Consider the following 15,828-nt stretch of genomic DNA (forward strand, 5'->3'; position numbering starts at 1 on the left):
GGTTGCATGGCAATGGCGTCGCACGTCTCCCGTACCGGCTCTGTGCATCTGGATCTGCGCGCTCTACTATGACGCGCCGTCAGATCAGGAGAGGGGCCCGCCCATGGATGCCGCCTTCACAGCGGAGCAGGACGAGATCCGCCGTACCCTGCGCGAACTGCTGACCAAACGCTGCGGCCCGGACGGGGTCAGGGCCGCAGCGGCCACCCCGGCCGGGTACGACCACGAGCTCTGGCGCACCCTCGCCGGACAGCTCGGGCTGCCCGGCCTCGCGATCCCCGCGGAGTACGGGGGTGTGGGGTGCGGCCCCGCCGAGCTGGTGCTCGCCTGCGAGGAGACGGGGCGGGCGCTGCTGCCGTCCCCGCTGTTCGCGACGGCGGCGCTCGCCGCGCCGCTGATCACCGCACTCGGCACGGAGGCTCAGCGCGCGGAGCTGCTCCCGGGCATCGCCCGCGGCGAGCTGACCGCCACGCTGGCGGCGCCGCTGGGGCCCGCGCTCGGGCTGCTCGGTGACAACGCGGGCGACTGGGCGGGCGGCGGCCGGGCCGGTGGTGTCCAGGCGCGGCCCACCGACGAGGGATGGCGGCTGTACGGGCAGGCCGACCAGGTGCTCGACGGCCACAGCGCCGGGGTGCTGCTGGTCGCCGCGCACACCGGGGGGTTCGCCCGGAGCCGCACGCTGCTCTTTCTCGTACGGGCCGACGCCGCCGGGATGTCCCGGGTGCGGCAGACCGCGCTGGACGCGACCCGGCCGCAGGCCCGTATCGAACTGCGCGACACCGCGGCGGAGTTGCTCGGCGACAGTGCTGAAGAGGGGACTGACGTGCCGGGGGCGCTGGCCCGTACCGGGTGCGCGGCGGCTGCCGTGCTGGCCGCCGAGGCGGTCGGCGCGGCGGACCGGGCGCTGGAGCGGACGGTCGAACATGTGCGGCAGCGCGAACAGTTCGGGCGCCCCATCGGCTCGTTCCAGGCCGTGAAGCACCGCCTCGCCGAGCTCTATGTGCAGGTGCAGGCGGCCAGGTCGGCGGCGTACTACGCGGCCTGGGACCCGGCTGCGGGCGGGCTCGCGCTGGCGCAGGGCCTGGAGGCGCTGCGCAGCGCCGCGTCCGAGGCGGTCCAGCTGCACGGCGGGATCGGCTTCACCTGGGAGCACGACATCCAGCTGTACTTCAAGCGGGCGTCGTCGGACGAGCTGCTGTTCGGGCCGGTGCACGGGCTGCGCGCGCACGCGGCGGAGCGCGCGGGGCTCTTCACCGGGCGAGCGGCGGTCGCGGTCTGATGGTGCCCGGAACACGACTGGTGCAGAGGGTGTCGTCCACCCGTACGTTCGCCAGGATCGCGCCGCACGTCATACCGGCGATGGACCGTACGGTCCACCGGCTGACCCGGGGGAGGGTGCTGCTCAGCGCGCAGATGCTGCCCGGGGTGATCCTCACGGCGAAGGGCGCGAGAAGCGGTCTGCCGCGCGTTACGCCATTGGCGTGTATGCCGGAGATGACGGAGGGGGCGCGGCCGGACGGTGAAGGGGGGCGGGGGCCCGTTGGCGGCGGGTCCGGGCCGTGGCCGCGCAGCTGGATCCTCGTCGGGTCGAACTTCGGGCGGCCGGGCCATCCCGCGTGGACGGCCAACCTGCTGGCGCACCCGGACGTCGAGGTGAACTGGAAGGGCCAGGACATCCAGGTCAGGGCGCGGCTCCTGGAGGGAGCGGAGCGGGCGGGTGTGTGGGCCACGGCGCTGGGGTTCTGGCCGCCGTACGCCGCGTACCAGGCGAGGGTGGACCGGGAGATCCGGCTGTTCCGCCTGGAGCGCCGCTGACGCGCGCACCGGGCCGGACGGGCCGGGCTGGGCTGAACCGGGCTGGGCTGCGCCGGCAGGCGTGTGCCGTGCGGGGGCCGTGCCGGTCGTGCGTGCTGTGGGTGCCGTTGCGGGGGCCGTGCTCGTGCGTGCTGTGCGCCGTGCTCCGCGATCCGCGCTGCGGGTACGCGGACGGCGGACCACCTCGGTGGTCCGCCGTCTGCGCGACAGGACGAAGGACGTGGTGGCGCCCCGCGGTTACTTTGTCGGCTTCTTGCCCGTGATGCCCATGTGGACCAAAAGGGCGAGGTTCGGCCGGAGTTCGGCCTGTTTGACGCCCCAGGTCTGGAAGCCCTTCTGGTGCGCGGCCACCGCGGCCAGCATGGCGACCAGAGAGCCGGCCATCGCCGCAGGGCTGACGTCCTTGTCGACCCTGCCCTTCGCCTGTAGCTCCTTGACCGAATCGGTCAGGGAGTTGGTGACGGAGGTGAGGATCTTCATGCGGATCTTGTAGAACCGCTTGTCGCCCTCCGCGGCGCCGAGGTCGACGACGCGGAGAATCGCGTCGTGCCTGCGCCAGAAGTCGAGGAATCCCTCGACGAGTTCTTCGGCCGTCTGCCAGCCGGCCTTTCCGGTCCAGGGGCGTGCGGAGACCAACTCGGTGAGCCCCGCACCCTCCTTGGCCATTTCCTCGGCGATTTCGAGGACCGCGCCCTCGACGTCCGGGAAGTACTGGTAGAAGGTCGCGGGCGAAGTCCCGGCCTTCCGGGCCACGTCGATGACCTTGACGTCCCGGTACGGCGAGGAGCTGAGCATCTCGCTGAGGCAGTCGAGCAGCTTCTGCCGCGTCGCCTGGCCTCGTCGACCGGCCACGCGGCCGTCGACGGTGCGCACTTGTCCTGTCATGCCGTCAGCTTACCGAGGGGTGATCGGAGCGCGATTCGGCCGACTGCAAATGGGGTCCGGGCTGGTAATGGAGCGGCTCGCCGGGCGCGGAAGAGCGACGAAGAGTGAGGAGGTGCTGGAGGGCGGGATTGATATTGTTATCAACAGGCTGTGGATAACTTCCGTGGACAACTCGTCCAAACAACTTTCGGCTGTGATGGGCGCCACATCCGGCCGCGTCTCACCGTACAAGAGCGGCCGTTCCGGCCCGCGCGGCCCGCAGGCCCCGCGCGGGCACCGGGTCCGGCCCCTGTGCGGGCCGCGTATCAGGCCCCGCATGGGCGCCATGTCCGGATCGCGGTGAGACACCCCGATCCGCCCCCGGGTTCGCAACGAGCACGCCAGCCAGGAAGAATCGGGGTGCGCACCGCCGGGTGGTGCCCAGTGGTGAGACGCTGAACTCAGCTGTATTTCGCGGACCCCCTTCCCCGGGGCCCGACGGGGAGGTGGCAGGCGCGTGGTGGAGCAGCTGACGCAGCACGATCCGAGGCGGATCGGCCCGTTCGAGGTGCTCGGGCGGCTCGGGGCCGGCGGTATGGGGCTTGTCTATCTGGCGCGTTCGGCCTCGGGCCGGCGCGTGGCGATCAAGACCGTACGGACCGAACTCGCCGAGGACCAGCTGTTCCGTGTCCGCTTCTCCCGTGAGGTGGAGGCCGCCCGGGCCGTCAGCGGCTTCTACACCGCCGCCGTGGTCGACGCCGACGCCCGCGCCGCCGTGCCGTGGCTGGCCACCGCGTACGTTCCCGCGCCCTCTCTCGAAGAAATAGTGAATGAGTGCGGGCCGATGCCGGCCCAGGCGGTGCGCTGGCTGGCCGCCGGTATCGCCGAGGCCCTCCAGTCGATCCACGGTGCCGGTCTGGTCCACCGGGACCTCAAGCCGTCCAATGTGCTGGTGGTGGAGGACGGGCCGCGCGTCATCGACTTCGGTATCGCGTCCGGGGTCTCCAACACCCGGCTGACCATGACGAACGTCGCCGTGGGCACCCCCGCGTACATGTCACCCGAACAGGCCAAGGACTCGCGCAATGTGAAGGGCGCGAGCGATGTGTTCTCGCTCGGGTCGACGCTGGTCTTCGCGGCGACCGGCCATCCGCCGTTCCACGGGGCGAACCCGGTCGAGACGGTGTTCATGCTGCTGCGCGAGGGCCCCAACCTGACGGGCCTGCCCGATGAACTGCGGCCGCTGATCGACGCGTGTATGCAGCAGGAGTTCACCCAGCGGCCCAGCCCGGAGGACCTCCAGGCGCAGCTGGCACCGCACCTCTTCGCGTCGGGCGGCGACGACAGCGGCACCGCGTCCGCCTGGCTGCCGGCCAGGGCCACCGCGATGATCGAGACCCGGCGCGGCGGCCGCCCGCCCGCGGTGCCGAGGCCCGCGAACCCCTCGCCGCCGCCGAGACCGGCCTATGAACCGCCGCAGCCGCCGCCCCAGCAGCCCCGGGCCCAGCCGCAGCCCCTCCACCAGCAGCCGCAGCAGGCCCCGGCGCAGCAGAGCCAGGCTCAGCCGCATCCCCAGCCGCAGGCGCAGTCCGGGTGGCGGGACGGTGCCGTGCGGCTGCCCGGCGCCCAGGTGCCGATCGGCCCCGGGCCGCGGGTCGCGGAGGCTCGCGCCCACGCCGCCGCTCCCGCCGGGCCCGCGACGGGCTGGGTACGCGCCCCGGGGGGCCGGCAAGCGGCGGAGGCGGCGCCCCCGGTGGCCGCGCCGCCCGCTCCCCGGGCCCCCGATGAGGCCGTCCGCTGGCGCCCCTGGCGTTTCCGTATGTCGAACGACGTCTGGGGGACCCCGGCTGTCGACGGCGATCTGCTGTACGTCACCTCGTTCGAGGTGCACGCGCTCGATGTGGGCAGCGGGCGGCGCCAGTTCAAGACCAAGGACGTGGCGTGGGCGATGGCCGTCTCGGGCGGCCGGATCCACGCGTCCGACGGGCCGACGCTGTACGCGCTGGACGGCACCGACGGCACCGACCGGTGGCGGCTGTCCACCGAGGCGTGGGTCTACTCGCTGCAAGCCGAGCGCGGCACGGTCGTCACGGGCACGCGGGGCGGCGGCGTCCAGGCGTGGGAGGCGTCCAACGGCGAGAAGCTGTGGGAGCTGAGCGGGGCCCAGACGGATTTCGAGACGCCGGAGTCCGGGCCCGCGATCCACGGGGACACCGTGTACGTCTGGAAGGACGCCCGCCTCTTCGCGCTCGATCCCCGGACCGGCGCCGAGCGCTGGTCGTACCCGGTGGGCGACGCGGCCGCGTGCGGGGGAGTGCCCGTCCGGGTGACATCGGCCGACGACGGCCGTGTGTACATCGCGGCCGGGACCCGCGTCCTGTCCATCGACCGCACGACCGGCCTGGTCCACTGGCACTTCGAGGCTCCCGCGGTCTTCCTGTCGGCCCCGGCCTTCGCCCCCGGTCCCGCGGTGGCCGGAGGGGGTGTCTACCTCGCCGACTACCTCGGCACGGTGTACGCCATCGACTCCACGACCGGTAAGGACCGCTGGCGCATCGCCACCGAGTCCCGGCAGTCCCTCCACCCGCTCCTTGTCGCACAGGGCAACATCCATGTGGGCAGCGGGAGCGCGCTCTACACGCTGGACGCGGTGACGGGCACCCCCAAGTGGCGCTTCGCGGCGGCCGGCGAGGTGGTCGGGGCGCCGGTGGTGGCGGACGGCAGAATCCACTTCGGCTCGGCGGACCACTGCCTCTACACGCTGGACGCGGTCGGCGGCCAGCTCCGCTGGAAGCTGGCCACGGGCGGCGAGATCACCGGATCCCCGGTGGTCCGCGGTGGAGTCGTCTACGCATGCAGCAAGGACCGCTGCGTGTACGCCCTGGACGCCATCAAGGGCACAGGCACGGGCCGGGCAGGCTGAGCCCCCGAGAGGCGGTCACTCACCAGAAGGCCGGGCCCGCGTGGCCCCGCCCCGCTCCCCCGGCTCCTCGGGAGCTGTCAGCTCCGCGGGCAGATCAGCCGTACTGAAGGACAACGTGTCGTGCTCGGCCCCCGGCTCGTACGGCTGGTCGATCGGCGGCCCGTACGAACCCGGGGCAGGGTGCTCGTACGCCGGCGCGGCCGCATGTGCTCCCGTACCCCACGCCTCGGGTGCATATCCGGGCCCGGGAGGCCCCGGCACCGGCTCGGCCTGAGGCACGGACGCAGGCGCAACCGGCCGCCTCCGCCGCCCCCACATCAGCCCCGCCCCCAGCAGCATCAGCACCCCGCCGATCAGCGCGTACCCGACACCGGGCCCCAGCCCCGTGCCGTCGGAGCCGATCGTCAGGCTGTGTTCCGCCATGCCGACGCGGACCATCCACAGCACGGTGAAGCCGATGGTGATCAGGCCCGCCAGCGTCACCAGCAGGCGTGAGCGCAGCAGAATGCCGATCAGGGTGATGAGGGCCGCGAAGGCCAGCGGGATCAGGACGGATCCGCCCGCGTCGCCCGGCTTGGTCGCCGTGATGCCGTTGAACAGGTCCTGGATGCGGTACTCGCTGCCGTGGCGGCCGTCGTACCAGTTACGGAAGGGGCTGTATACGGCGGCCGCCGCTCCGACGAGAGCGACGAGGGAGCCAAGGACATTGCGGATAATCATCGGTTCCTCCGACGGATCTCGCCTTCGACGCTACGCCGGGGCCCAGGCACCTGCCACCACAGCGCCGTGCCTGCTGTTACCGTGTCCGCCGAATGGGGGAGATGACATGATCATGCGACGTCTGAGGTTCGGAGCCGTTCTGGTGGGGGTGGTCCTCGCGCTGACGGGCTTCTCGCGCCACAGCAGCCACAGCCACAGCCACAGTTCCAGCGGTGGCGGCTGCTCCAGCAGCAAGAGCCACAGCAGCTCGACCACGAGCCACCACCACTACTACAACGACAACAACAACAGCTACGGGTCGTCGAGCGGTTCCACGACAGGCTCCACGAGCGGTTCACGCAGCAGCACGGCCGCGCCCACCGCCACCGGCACCGTGGTGACCTGTGCGAAGAAGGGCGCGACCGCCGCCACCGTACGGGTGTCGGCCAGGGCGGCGAGCGGCAGCCACAGCTACCGGGTCACCATGAGCTTCCTCGACGCGGGCGGCTCCGTCGTCGACACGGGCAGCGCGGCCGTCCAGGTGTACGGCAGCTCCAGCGCGACGGTGAAGGTGCCGATGTCGGCGCCGTCCGACGTCGGCACGGTCACGCGGTGCCGAGTCGACTCGGTGCGGCCCCAGAGCTGAGGCCGACCACACCCGCACTGCCGCACGCCATCCCGCGCACCGCCGCGATCACCGGCTTCCAGAGGTCGTTGGCCTTCGGGCCGATCGCGATCAGCGGGTCGTCGACGGAGTAGGGGGACTCCGGCTGCGGCACCTCGGCCGAGCGGTCGATCCCGGTGCAGAAGGCCCGGGTCCCCGCGCCGGTGACGACGACCGCCCGTACGGAGGTGTCGAAGCGGAACTCCCGCCAGGCGGCGGACAGTTCACCGGCGGTGTCCAGATCGACGGCGTTCAGCCGGTCGGGCCGGTCGAGGGTGACGACCGCGACGCCGGTCTGCCGGTTCCTCTCGACGCGCAGGCTCATGGCCGCTCCAGCAGCCAGCGCGGCACGGTCATCCCGTCGTCCTCGGTGAAGGCGACCTGCACCCGGGCGCCGATCCGCAGCCGCTCGGGGGCCACCGAGTTCAGCGGCGCGTCCGGCGCGGCGACCACATTGCCGACGAGCCGGATGTGCGGGGCGTCGGCCAGCTCCACCACCGCGACACTGCGCAGCCTGTAGGTGCGGAACCGGGGCCTACAGGCTGCGTACGCAACCGACCTGCGTCCCCCTGACACCCTGACAGTGACGTGTCTCACATGCTATTACCTTCCGCTGAAGGCCCATCAGGGCGAATCGGGCAAATGTCAAATAAAAGCACGCCGCTTGCTACCTGAGGTAACCGGAGTGTCGAACGGTAAAAATAATCCCTACCAAACTGTGTTCTCCATGTGATTAACTTGTGCACTGCACGTGGTGGAGTCGTTTTTATTTGACGCAGGGGGGTCTTGCTTGTCCACCTTCGACGGACGCGAGACCGCATCTTTCGCGGGAAGTGGGAAGTTCATGAGGGGGCAGCCTGAATTCCATTAGTTTATTTATTTCCTTGTGTTTCCGAGACCTGCAGGCTCAAAGTCATCGGTGACAACTTTGAGCACGCCTGCAGGAAATTGCTAAAAGGTGATATAACCACGAAGTTGTCGATTTACCCTACGGGGGGTGGATTCTTCCATTATTGATTAGTGGGGGATTTAAGAGCGTTAACGGGTAATTCTGCGATCGGCGCCGCCCACAATCCGGGCAAGTTTTGACACTTCGAAGGACATTGAATTCTACGTTGCCGCCGGGAGGTGTCCTTCCAAATAAAGTTCCTACGTAGCTAAAGCGCACCCCGATGCAAACTTCTTCGCAGTCCTTTGTCGGATAGTGAAGGTGTGCGCGTGAAGGAGGCCATCATCGTCTTTGAAGTCCGTCTCGGGAGCCCGCCCTCCCTCAAGAGGCCCGGTCTTTCCCGCCCGATCTCCGCTCAGCTCAGTTCGGCACCGGAGAAGAAGCGGGCCAAGAGGTGTCCGAAGGTACCCATCACCGAAGAGAAACGGGAACACTTTCTGTGAGACCCAAAAGACGAACCCGCGCACGGCTTGCTGCCAGCTTGGCCTGCATGGCTGTGGCTGGGATTATGCCGGCGGCCGTGCCGGCCGTCGCCGCACCCAGCGCCAAACCCTCCCCGCAGCAGCGTGAAGCCCCACTTACTCCCGGACAAATCTCTAATCCGGACGCAAAGCTGGGCACGGGCTGGAAGACCAGCACCGACCGCGCGGTAGCCACCGCCGCGGACACTGACGGTTTGAGTGTCCTCGTCGCCGACCGCGCTAAGGCGTACGCGTGGAAGTCCGCAGCCGTGCTGAGCGAGCCGGGCCTGCCTGCGGACTCCTGGATCGGTAACCAGTGCACCATGGACCACGATCATGCCGCCGTGGTCTACGCTCCTCGGACATTCACGAACAAGCCTGACCTGATGCAGGGCGGTGCGTTCACCGCAATTGTCGACCTGAACACCGGCCGTGTGACAAAGCTACCGTTCACCGCTTCTCTTGCATACTTCGATCCTTCCTGTAATCCGCAAACACACACCGCTGCCTTCACAGCATTCCGTGACATGAATGCCCCTGTAGACACCAAAAGCCGGGTCGTGACTGTGAGCACTGCGGGCAAGACACTCACCAAGGCGGCTGCAAAGGGCGAGATCACCAGTGCCGTTCCGACTCAGCACGGCACCGTCGCCGCGCTCGGCCGGAACTTGATCAGCCTCAGCGCCTCCGGCAAGGTCAAGAAGTTGGTCGCAGCCGCTGGCACCCCGTTCGACATCCAGCCGGTCGAAGGCGGGGGCGTGGCCTTCATGGAGCGCCAGAGCTCAACCAAGGTGCGAGCGCGGATGTGGCACGGGAAAGACGAATCTGTCACGATCGCCACAGGGAAGATCGGTGACTTGGAGCTGAAGCGAGGTGGCTCTAGCAAAGTGTTCCTCACCGGCCACCCCTTTGGCACGCCTGGAAACCAGAGCACGGGTGTAACCCGCATCCAAGCAGATGCCGACGCCGATGTCTCCAGTCAGGGAAAACTCGCAGTCAATCCCGTTCTGACGCCGGGAATACGCTCGGGCCTCGCGCACATCGGGAACGCGGGCAAGAAGTTCAGCAAGTCCCAGCCCACGCCACAGTATGACGGTGCCGAAACTGCTGAAGCCAACGCACCAACGACAGTGACCTCGACAGTTATAGGTACGGGTGCGGCCATCAGGCAAACGCTCACCAGCCCCAGGAATTCTGCTGGGCAGAGCACCCTCTCCCCAGCACTCGGCGGTGGCCATAGGTCGGCTCCCGCACCGGGCAAACGACCCCGGGCCACACTGACTGCGACGGATAGTGCGCACGATCCCACCGATCCCGACCGCTGGTGCGCGGTCTCTCGCAACGACGTTAAGGCTCAAGCGCTGCAGCCCACCCCCAATCAGGTTGAGTGGGCAGTCGACATGGCTGTCCGTGGCGACCTGCATGCCCAATATCTTCGGCAAGGCGGTTACCGTGACCAGGCTGGGTTGGGCACGATCGACCCCCAGGGACTCTTCCCACCCCCGTCGCTGACAGGAGGCGGCAGGATTCCCGCGAACGTGATGCTGGGCATCATGGCTCAGGAATCCAACCTGTGGCAGGCCGAGTCCGGCGCAATTCCAGGCCAGATGGGCAGCCCGCTTGCGGCCGTAGATGGCTACTACGGACACCAGATCGATCCTGGCAACCCGGACGCCTACTGGAACATCAACTGGGACAAGTCAGACTGTGGCTACGGGGTCGGTCAGGTGACCGATGGTATGCGTATGGCGGGCCACGAGAAGAAGGGGGAAACCAGCCTGTCCCCCTCCGTGCAGAAGGCAGTGGCAATCGACTACGCGACCAACATCGCCGCGTCCATGAAGATTCTTGCGGACAAGTGGAACGAGGTTCACACAGCCGGCCAGAAGGTCACCGTCAACAATGACGACCCCTCCCGCGTGGAGAACTGGTTCAGTGCCGTGTGGAACTACAACCTCGGATTTAACCCGCCCTCCGACGCGTCGAAGAATGACGGGCACTGGGGGCTCGGCTGGTACAACAACCCGGCCAACCCGATCTACAAGAAGAGCTGGGGTCATCCGTTCATGGACACGGATGTGGATGGCACCGAAGCTAATCACGACGCCGCACACCCGCAGGACTGGCCCTACGAGGAGAAAGTGATGGGCTGGGCGGCCTGGTCCATAGACACCGGCTACTCCTACAGCACTGACGGGCGTCAGGACTGGAAGGGAGAATCCGGATTCTCCTCGGCCGGTTTCAGGCCGGCCTGGTGGACCAGCACCGGCCAGCGGAGCCAGGTGTCGCCGCCGCTGAGCGCCTTCTGTAACAGCGACAACAACTGCGACCCGGACACGCCGCCCAACTGTGGGACGGAAGCCTGCTACACGCAGTACTGGTGGAACAAGCCCAACACCACCTGGAAAACGAACTGCGACAACGACTGCGGACACGAACTCATTAAGTACGAGACGCTGGTCCCGGAGCCGGGACGCGGCTACCGCCTCAAGAACGGGACCCCTGTCTGTTCCGGAGCTCCCGCTGGTTCCCACGTCGTAGCCTCCGTGCCCAACGGCACCGAAACATGGGGTGAATGCGGGCAGACCACCTCGTCGGGCAGCTTCCAGTTCACTTTCAATTCAGACACACTGGGCACCCACTATGAAGCGAAGGCGGACCTTCACCAGATCGGTGGCGGCTACGGCGGACATTTCTGGTACACCCATACCCGCAACGAAGATCATCTGGGTGGCGACGGTGGACTGATGACCATCGACGGCACCTGGACACTCGGCGAGAGCATGGACCTGGCCCAGGTGTGGGTTCACATCCCAGACACCGGAGCACAGGCCAAGGACGCACACTACGTGATTCGTGGCGCCCTCGGCGGGCCGTACGACCGGTACGTCGACCAGAACGGCAACAACGGCAAATGGGTGCCCCTGGGTGCCTACAAATTCACCTCCACTCCAAGTGTGAGTCTGTCGAACTACACGCCAGACGGTTCCGCAGACTCCGACGTGGCTTTTGGCGCCGTCGCTTTCCAGCCCATTAAGGGCACATACGCGTCGGACAGCGTCGAGGCGGATGCATACTTCGACGAGGACCAGAACATCGATGTCCGGCCCGAGAGCCAGATGTTCAACACCCCGTTGAAGTCGCGACAGTCACTGCATGACTGGGCATTGGACGTATCCCAGAAAGTCATTGCTCTCCCAGCCTGCGCCGACGGCGTACCTTCGTCGCGGTGCACCATGCCGGTCACGAAGGCTGCCGTTCAGAAGTGGAACAGCGAGGTCACCACAGCGGGCACGAGCACCACGGACCACCCCGACGGCCATAGCATTCCCGAATGGATACACTTCTCCAACGCGTTCGACAAGCGGCCTACCTCGGACAGCAAGCCATCCTGGTTCGGCACTGACGATGCTGCCTACAAGATGTTCGACCGAGCCACGGTGTCATATGTGAAGACCGCGGACGGGAAGATCATTAATGGTAGTGAGAGTGTGTCGTACGACGACCGCACCGCCGACACCCACATGCCTGACTTCGTCCGTGACTTCTTCACGAATGTCAGCAAGGAATACGGCATCGCGCCACCGGGCCTCTCCTACATCGCGAAGGACCTCAACGTCCACGACGGAAAGCTGACCACGACAAACACGAACAAGGACGGGATACTCCCCGGGCGTGCCTACAAGTCGATCGGTGTGAAGCCAGTCATTACCGACAACAACGACAACGTGGTCACCGATGATTCAGGAACCTGCGTTGCGGTCATGCATACCGCCGGCGGGTCCATCGGCTACCGGCCCGCTCTTGCGGACACGCACCTCACGGACAGCGTGGCGAACTGGGTGGACCAGGTCTCGGCTGCAACCGGGGCATCTCACCCCGTCACGAAGATGGCTGAAGAGATCCGCAACATGTTCTTCAAGCCGGGCCTCACCGGGTCGATCTTCGGTCAAGCTCCCCCAATATGGCAGGAGTTGGACTTCAAGGCTTGCACGGACGGAACTATCAAAAAGGTCAGTGGTGCACCGGTCTTGCGTTCCAGCTACATGCCGAGCCAGTACCTCTATCGCAACGGCAAGGCCATAGACCTGAACGGTGCCTTCACGAATTCCAGCTCACCGGTGACCACTGGCGACTTCTACCACTTCAGCGGGCCTGCCGCCCCGCCCAGCACCGAAGACCCATACGCGAACTGCACGACGGTCGGCGGCCACTCAGGGAACCCGTGGGACATTCCCGTGTATGCCTCACCGAACCCCGGCGTTGACCCAGGAACGGCGCACTTCTGCAACGCCCCAGACAAGAAGCCCGACCCCCTGTACAGCCGGTAGATTTGTGGTGGGGTCCCGATCCGGGGCCCCACCCCTTTGCCGCAAAAGAGAGGTTGTTCCATCATGGCGGCGGGTTCGCTGCTCATTGGCTTTGCGATATTTTTCTTCTCTCCGGTTGTCCCATGGGTTCTGTTCCCGTTCCACAGAAAGACGGGGGCCGCTGTCGCCGCAGTGTGGGGATTGCTTGCCGGGCTAGGCTTCTTCTTTTGGGATGGGGCGCTTATTGCTTCAGCGACTCTTGCCGAGTTCTCATGCTTCGTCCGAATAATTGTGGAAGCATCCGGAACTCTGGAAGAGCCACGTGCCCGACACTGGGAGCGCAAGCGAGTAAAGCTATCGGCTGAACGGAGCCCCTGACCGTGAGTATTGCTGGCGTGATCGAGTTACGCATCGGAGTGGTTCTGTTCATGATTTTGGGTTCTGGCTCAACTTCGACCATGTGCAAAGTTGTGTGAGGCTTGTAGTGTTTTCGGGCAGGTTCCCGAAAGTGATCGGCTGTAGTGTTTGCGTGGTAGGCAGCTTTGCGTCTGATGGAAACAACACCCCACTCAACGGGATCACGGGTGGATTTTCTTGAGGCACTCCCAGTAGTTGAGGCTGCAGAAGGAGTGGACGAAGGCATCGTAGAGATCGGTTAGGTGTCCCCAACTTTCGATCATTTCCAGTGATCCGTTGCGGGGGGCCACGTAGAAGACCCGTCGGTGCCGAGCTCATCGCGGTAGACGTTGGGGTCGTAGCCTTCGCCTCCGAGCACGACTTCGGGTCCGTGACGGGTGGTATCTGGTCGATCGGGGCCAGGATCTGGGCGAAATCTTTGACGTTGGAAAGCGGTCGTGATGCCCTTCAGTCGGTTGCCGCATCCGCCGTGGAGCAGGCAGTACTTACTGCCCGTTTTGTCGCGCGGATGCGGGAACTGGCTTTATCTGCATTGGTTTTGTTCTCTGAGCTTTTTCCGCTTTAACTCGGCATGTGGCGAGCGACGGTTGTATCTGATAGATTGCACTGGCCTCGGAATTCAGAGGGAAAGCTAAACCTGGAGGGGGAGGGGCTAATGCGGAAGAAGCTGGCCGCGGCGGTGTCTATATCGGGTGCGTTGATGGCGGTCTTGGCTGGGCAAGGACCGGCGATGGCGGCGGAGGGTTACGGGAGCCCTGCTTACGCTGCTTGTACGCCAGCCGGTGCAGCAGGAGGCTTTACAGAGACGGGTTGGACTGGTGCCAAGGCATCTGTGAAGCTGGAATTGTATGTCTCGGACATCAGATCCGATGGCCATCATGTGGCAGTTCGGTTCCTGTCCGTAAACTCTTATCTGAAAATCAAATATTGGGCCTGGCATTCGAACTATGATGGTCTGGATCACACGTCTCGCTGGAATACGACGGCGAGTGACTCCGAGGGCTTGTATTACACCGGAGTTCAGGTGGCTACGCTCGAGGGCAGTAAGATCATTAGCTATTGCACCGATTGGGCTAACATCCCAGGTGATCCGCCTGGCGCGACCTGAGAGTGTTCCTGGCTCCGTCACTTAAGGCGAGCGGCTCTAACTGAGGGCCGGATGGTCGAGCCAGGATTCCAGGTTCTGTGACGGTCAGCATCTGATTTCCGATGCTGACCGTCATTCGTAATCCCCACGTTCGGTGGTTTTGACGTAGCGTCACGCGAGATGACATTCTGGACACCTACGTGGTGCATGACTTGTCGTCAGGACCGATACGGTTACTTTCCATTCGGGAAAAGGGGGCCCGGCGGCGATCGCGGCGCTGCTATTTTCGTGGGTAGCAGCCTGCCATTGCAGTACCGGGCACCCAGTAACCAATAGCGTCTCGTTCCGCCCGCTCGGCGTGAGGCGACTGGGTGGCCTGCTTCTTCGTGTACGGGGAAAATTGCCTTGTGGGGCGTCGTAGTGCACGCACCCACCCGCCGCCCCGGTCAACGCACCCGGAAATCATTGCTTCTGGCGCCGAACAGCGCCGACTGCCGGTCCGGCGGCAGATTGCCGAGCGCCACCAGATGGGGGGCCTGCGCCAGAGCCTGCGCGCGGGCCCCCTCCTTCGCGGCCCACACCGCCCGTACCGTGCCCTGCACCGCATCCGTCGGATACGAGGCGATCGTCTCCGCGCAGCCGACCGCGGCCGCCAGCTCGTCGCCGGGCGCGGTCACCTCGCTGACGAACCCCGTCTCGTACGCCCGCTGCGCCGAGATCCGCTCGGCGGTTCCCATCAGCGCCATCCGTGCGACCTCGCCGAACGGCATCCGCTGGGCGAGGTAGATGGTCTCGTAGGCGCTGACCATGCCGTACGACGTGTGCGGGTCGAAGAAGGTGGCGTCGTCGGCCGCGATCACGAACTCCGCCTCGCCGAGCAGATAGAACGCCCCGCCGCACGCCATCCCGCGCACCGCCGCGATCACCGGCTTCCAGAGGTCGTTGGCCTTCGGGCCGATCGCGATCAGCGGGTCGTCGACGGAGTAGGGGGACTCCGGCTGCGGCACCTCGGCCGAGCGGTCGATCCCGGTGCAGAAGGCCCGGGTCCCCGCGCCGGTGACGACGACCGCCCGTACGGAGGTGTCGAAGCGGAACTCCCGCCAGGCGGCGGACAGTTCACCGGCGGTGTCCAGATCGACGGCGTTCAGCCGGTCGGGCCGGTCGAGGGTGACGACCGCGACGCCGGTCTGCCGGTTCCTCTCGACGCGCAGGCTCATGGCCGCTCCAGCAGCCAGCGCGGCACGGTCATCCCGTCGTCCTCGGTGAAGGCGACCTGCACCCGGGCGCCGATCCGCAGCCGCTCGGGGGCCACCGAGTTCAGCGGCGCGTCCGGCGCGGCGACCACATTGCCGACGAGCCGGATGTGCGGGGCGTCGGCCAGCTCCACCACGACCGTGTTGTACGGGGCCTGGGCCGCGTAGTCGGGCAGCAGCGGCGGGTGCGGGAAGACGTACGACCAGATGCGGCCGCGCCCGGACATGAGCTGCCACTCGCTGTCGAAGGACTGGCACTGCGGGCAGCACGGGCGGGGCGGGAAGCGCAGCGTGGCGCACTCCGCGCAGGACTGGACGCGCAGTTCGTGCCGGGCGGTGTACTCCCAGAAGGGCGCGCCGTCCTCGTCGGTGACTGGCTGGAGCAT

Annotated in this window: 12 protein-coding genes and 1 pseudogene; 7 read left to right on the forward strand and 6 right to left on the reverse strand. The window is 66.6% G+C overall.

What is annotated here, in order from left to right:
* Positions 1–103 precede the first annotated feature (103 nt).
* Together OG385_RS18875 and OG385_RS18880 are read left to right on the forward strand one after the other, a co-directional pair.
* On the forward strand, positions 104–1,279 hold the full coding sequence (locus OG385_RS18875) for an acyl-CoA dehydrogenase family protein (RefSeq protein WP_266855864.1): 1,176 nt from the start codon (positions 104–106) through the stop codon (positions 1,277–1,279).
* Entirely contained in the window at positions 1,279–1,815 is a 537-nt protein-coding gene (locus OG385_RS18880) for a nitroreductase family deazaflavin-dependent oxidoreductase (protein ID WP_266855866.1), read from the forward strand. The genes OG385_RS18875 and OG385_RS18880 overlap by 1 nt, the downstream gene beginning before the upstream one ends.
* Positions 1,816–2,052: 237 nt before the next feature.
* Here OG385_RS18880 and OG385_RS18885 read toward each other — a convergent pair whose 3' ends face one another.
* Positions 2,053–2,700 (reverse strand): TetR family transcriptional regulator, encoded by a 648-nt coding sequence (locus OG385_RS18885; RefSeq protein WP_266855868.1) that lies wholly within the window; start codon positions 2,698–2,700, stop codon positions 2,053–2,055.
* A gap of 496 nt (positions 2,701–3,196) precedes the next feature.
* Between OG385_RS18885 and OG385_RS18890 the strand changes: the two genes are divergently transcribed.
* A complete protein-coding gene (locus OG385_RS18890) occupies positions 3,197–5,602 on the forward strand; it encodes a PQQ-binding-like beta-propeller repeat protein (RefSeq protein ID WP_266855870.1) in 2,406 nt (801 codons plus the stop codon).
* Positions 5,603–5,617: 15 nt separating this feature from the next.
* Here the strand turns inward: OG385_RS18890 and OG385_RS18895 are convergent, their stop codons facing one another.
* Positions 5,618–6,319, reverse strand: a complete 702-nt coding sequence (locus OG385_RS18895; RefSeq protein WP_266860992.1) for a hypothetical protein — start codon at positions 6,317–6,319, stop codon at positions 5,618–5,620.
* A 109-nt stretch (positions 6,320–6,428) separates the two neighbouring features.
* Here OG385_RS18895 and OG385_RS18900 point away from each other — a divergent pair, with 109 nt between their 5' ends.
* Positions 6,429–6,947, forward strand: coding sequence for a hypothetical protein (locus tag OG385_RS18900; RefSeq protein WP_266855872.1), 519 nt, complete (start codon positions 6,429–6,431; stop codon positions 6,945–6,947).
* Positions 6,948–6,960: 13 nt separating this feature from the next.
* Here OG385_RS18900 and OG385_RS18905 read toward each other — a convergent pair.
* Together OG385_RS18905 and OG385_RS18910 are read right to left on the reverse strand one after the other, a co-directional pair.
* Positions 6,961–7,290: pseudogene (locus OG385_RS18905) on the reverse strand (enoyl-CoA hydratase/isomerase family protein); the annotation flags it as partial.
* Positions 7,287–7,460: a hypothetical protein gene (locus tag OG385_RS18910; protein WP_266861330.1), complete on the reverse strand. Its 174-nt coding sequence runs from the start codon at positions 7,458–7,460 to the stop codon at positions 7,287–7,289. The gene OG385_RS18910 and the pseudogene OG385_RS18905, both read right to left, overlap by 4 nt.
* A gap of 723 nt (positions 7,461–8,183) precedes the next feature.
* Between OG385_RS18910 and OG385_RS18915 the strand changes: the two genes are divergently transcribed.
* The 3 genes from OG385_RS18915 to OG385_RS18925 all read left to right on the forward strand — a co-directional run bounded on the left by OG385_RS18915 (position 8,184) and on the right by OG385_RS18925 (position 14,210).
* Complete coding sequence (locus OG385_RS18915; protein WP_266855874.1) at positions 8,184–8,357, forward strand: hypothetical protein; 174 nt, start codon at positions 8,184–8,186, stop codon at positions 8,355–8,357.
* Between the two features lie 47 nt (positions 8,358–8,404).
* Positions 8,405–12,706: a hypothetical protein gene (locus OG385_RS18920; protein ID WP_266855876.1), complete on the forward strand. Its 4,302-nt coding sequence runs from the start codon at positions 8,405–8,407 to the stop codon at positions 12,704–12,706.
* A gap of 1,051 nt (positions 12,707–13,757) precedes the next feature.
* The gene (locus tag OG385_RS18925; protein ID WP_266855878.1) at positions 13,758–14,210 is read left to right on the forward strand and encodes a hypothetical protein; all 453 of its coding nucleotides are present in this window, start codon (positions 13,758–13,760) and stop codon (positions 14,208–14,210) included.
* 425 nt (positions 14,211–14,635) lie between these two features.
* Here the strand turns inward: OG385_RS18925 and OG385_RS18930 are convergent, their stop codons facing one another.
* Together OG385_RS18930 and OG385_RS18935 are read right to left on the reverse strand one after the other, a co-directional pair.
* Complete coding sequence (locus tag OG385_RS18930) at positions 14,636–15,406, reverse strand: enoyl-CoA hydratase/isomerase family protein (protein WP_266855880.1); 771 nt, start codon at positions 15,404–15,406, stop codon at positions 14,636–14,638.
* Positions 15,403–15,828: a Zn-ribbon domain-containing OB-fold protein gene (locus tag OG385_RS18935; protein ID WP_266855882.1), complete on the reverse strand. Its 426-nt coding sequence runs from the start codon at positions 15,826–15,828 to the stop codon at positions 15,403–15,405. The genes OG385_RS18930 and OG385_RS18935 overlap by 4 nt, the downstream gene beginning before the upstream one ends.

This window comes from Streptomyces sp. NBC_01306 (assembly GCF_026340465.1).
GTDB lineage: Bacteria > Actinomycetota > Actinomycetes > Streptomycetales > Streptomycetaceae > Streptomyces.

What these genes read in the sequence shown, in the direction of transcription:
- OG385_RS18875 (WP_266855864.1), top strand. Translation starts at nt 104, where the DNA reads ATGGATGCCGCCTTCACAGCGGAGCAGGACGAGATCCGCCGTACCCTG.
- OG385_RS18880 (WP_266855866.1), top strand. Translation starts at nt 1,279, where the DNA reads ATGGTGCCCGGAACACGACTGGTGCAGAGGGTGTCGTCCACCCGTACG.
- OG385_RS18885 (WP_266855868.1), bottom strand. Translation starts at nt 2,700, where the DNA reads ATGACAGGACAAGTGCGCACCGTCGACGGCCGCGTGGCCGGTCGACGA.
- OG385_RS18900 (WP_266855872.1), top strand. Translation starts at nt 6,429, where the DNA reads ATGATCATGCGACGTCTGAGGTTCGGAGCCGTTCTGGTGGGGGTGGTC.
- OG385_RS18920 (WP_266855876.1), top strand. Translation starts at nt 8,405, where the DNA reads ATGGCTGTGGCTGGGATTATGCCGGCGGCCGTGCCGGCCGTCGCCGCA.
- OG385_RS18925 (WP_266855878.1), top strand. Translation starts at nt 13,758, where the DNA reads ATGCGGAAGAAGCTGGCCGCGGCGGTGTCTATATCGGGTGCGTTGATG.
- OG385_RS18930 (WP_266855880.1), bottom strand. Translation starts at nt 15,406, where the DNA reads ATGAGCCTGCGCGTCGAGAGGAACCGGCAGACCGGCGTCGCGGTCGTC.
- OG385_RS18935 (WP_266855882.1), bottom strand. Translation starts at nt 15,828, where the DNA reads ATGCTCCAGCCAGTCACCGACGAGGACGGCGCGCCCTTCTGGGAGTAC.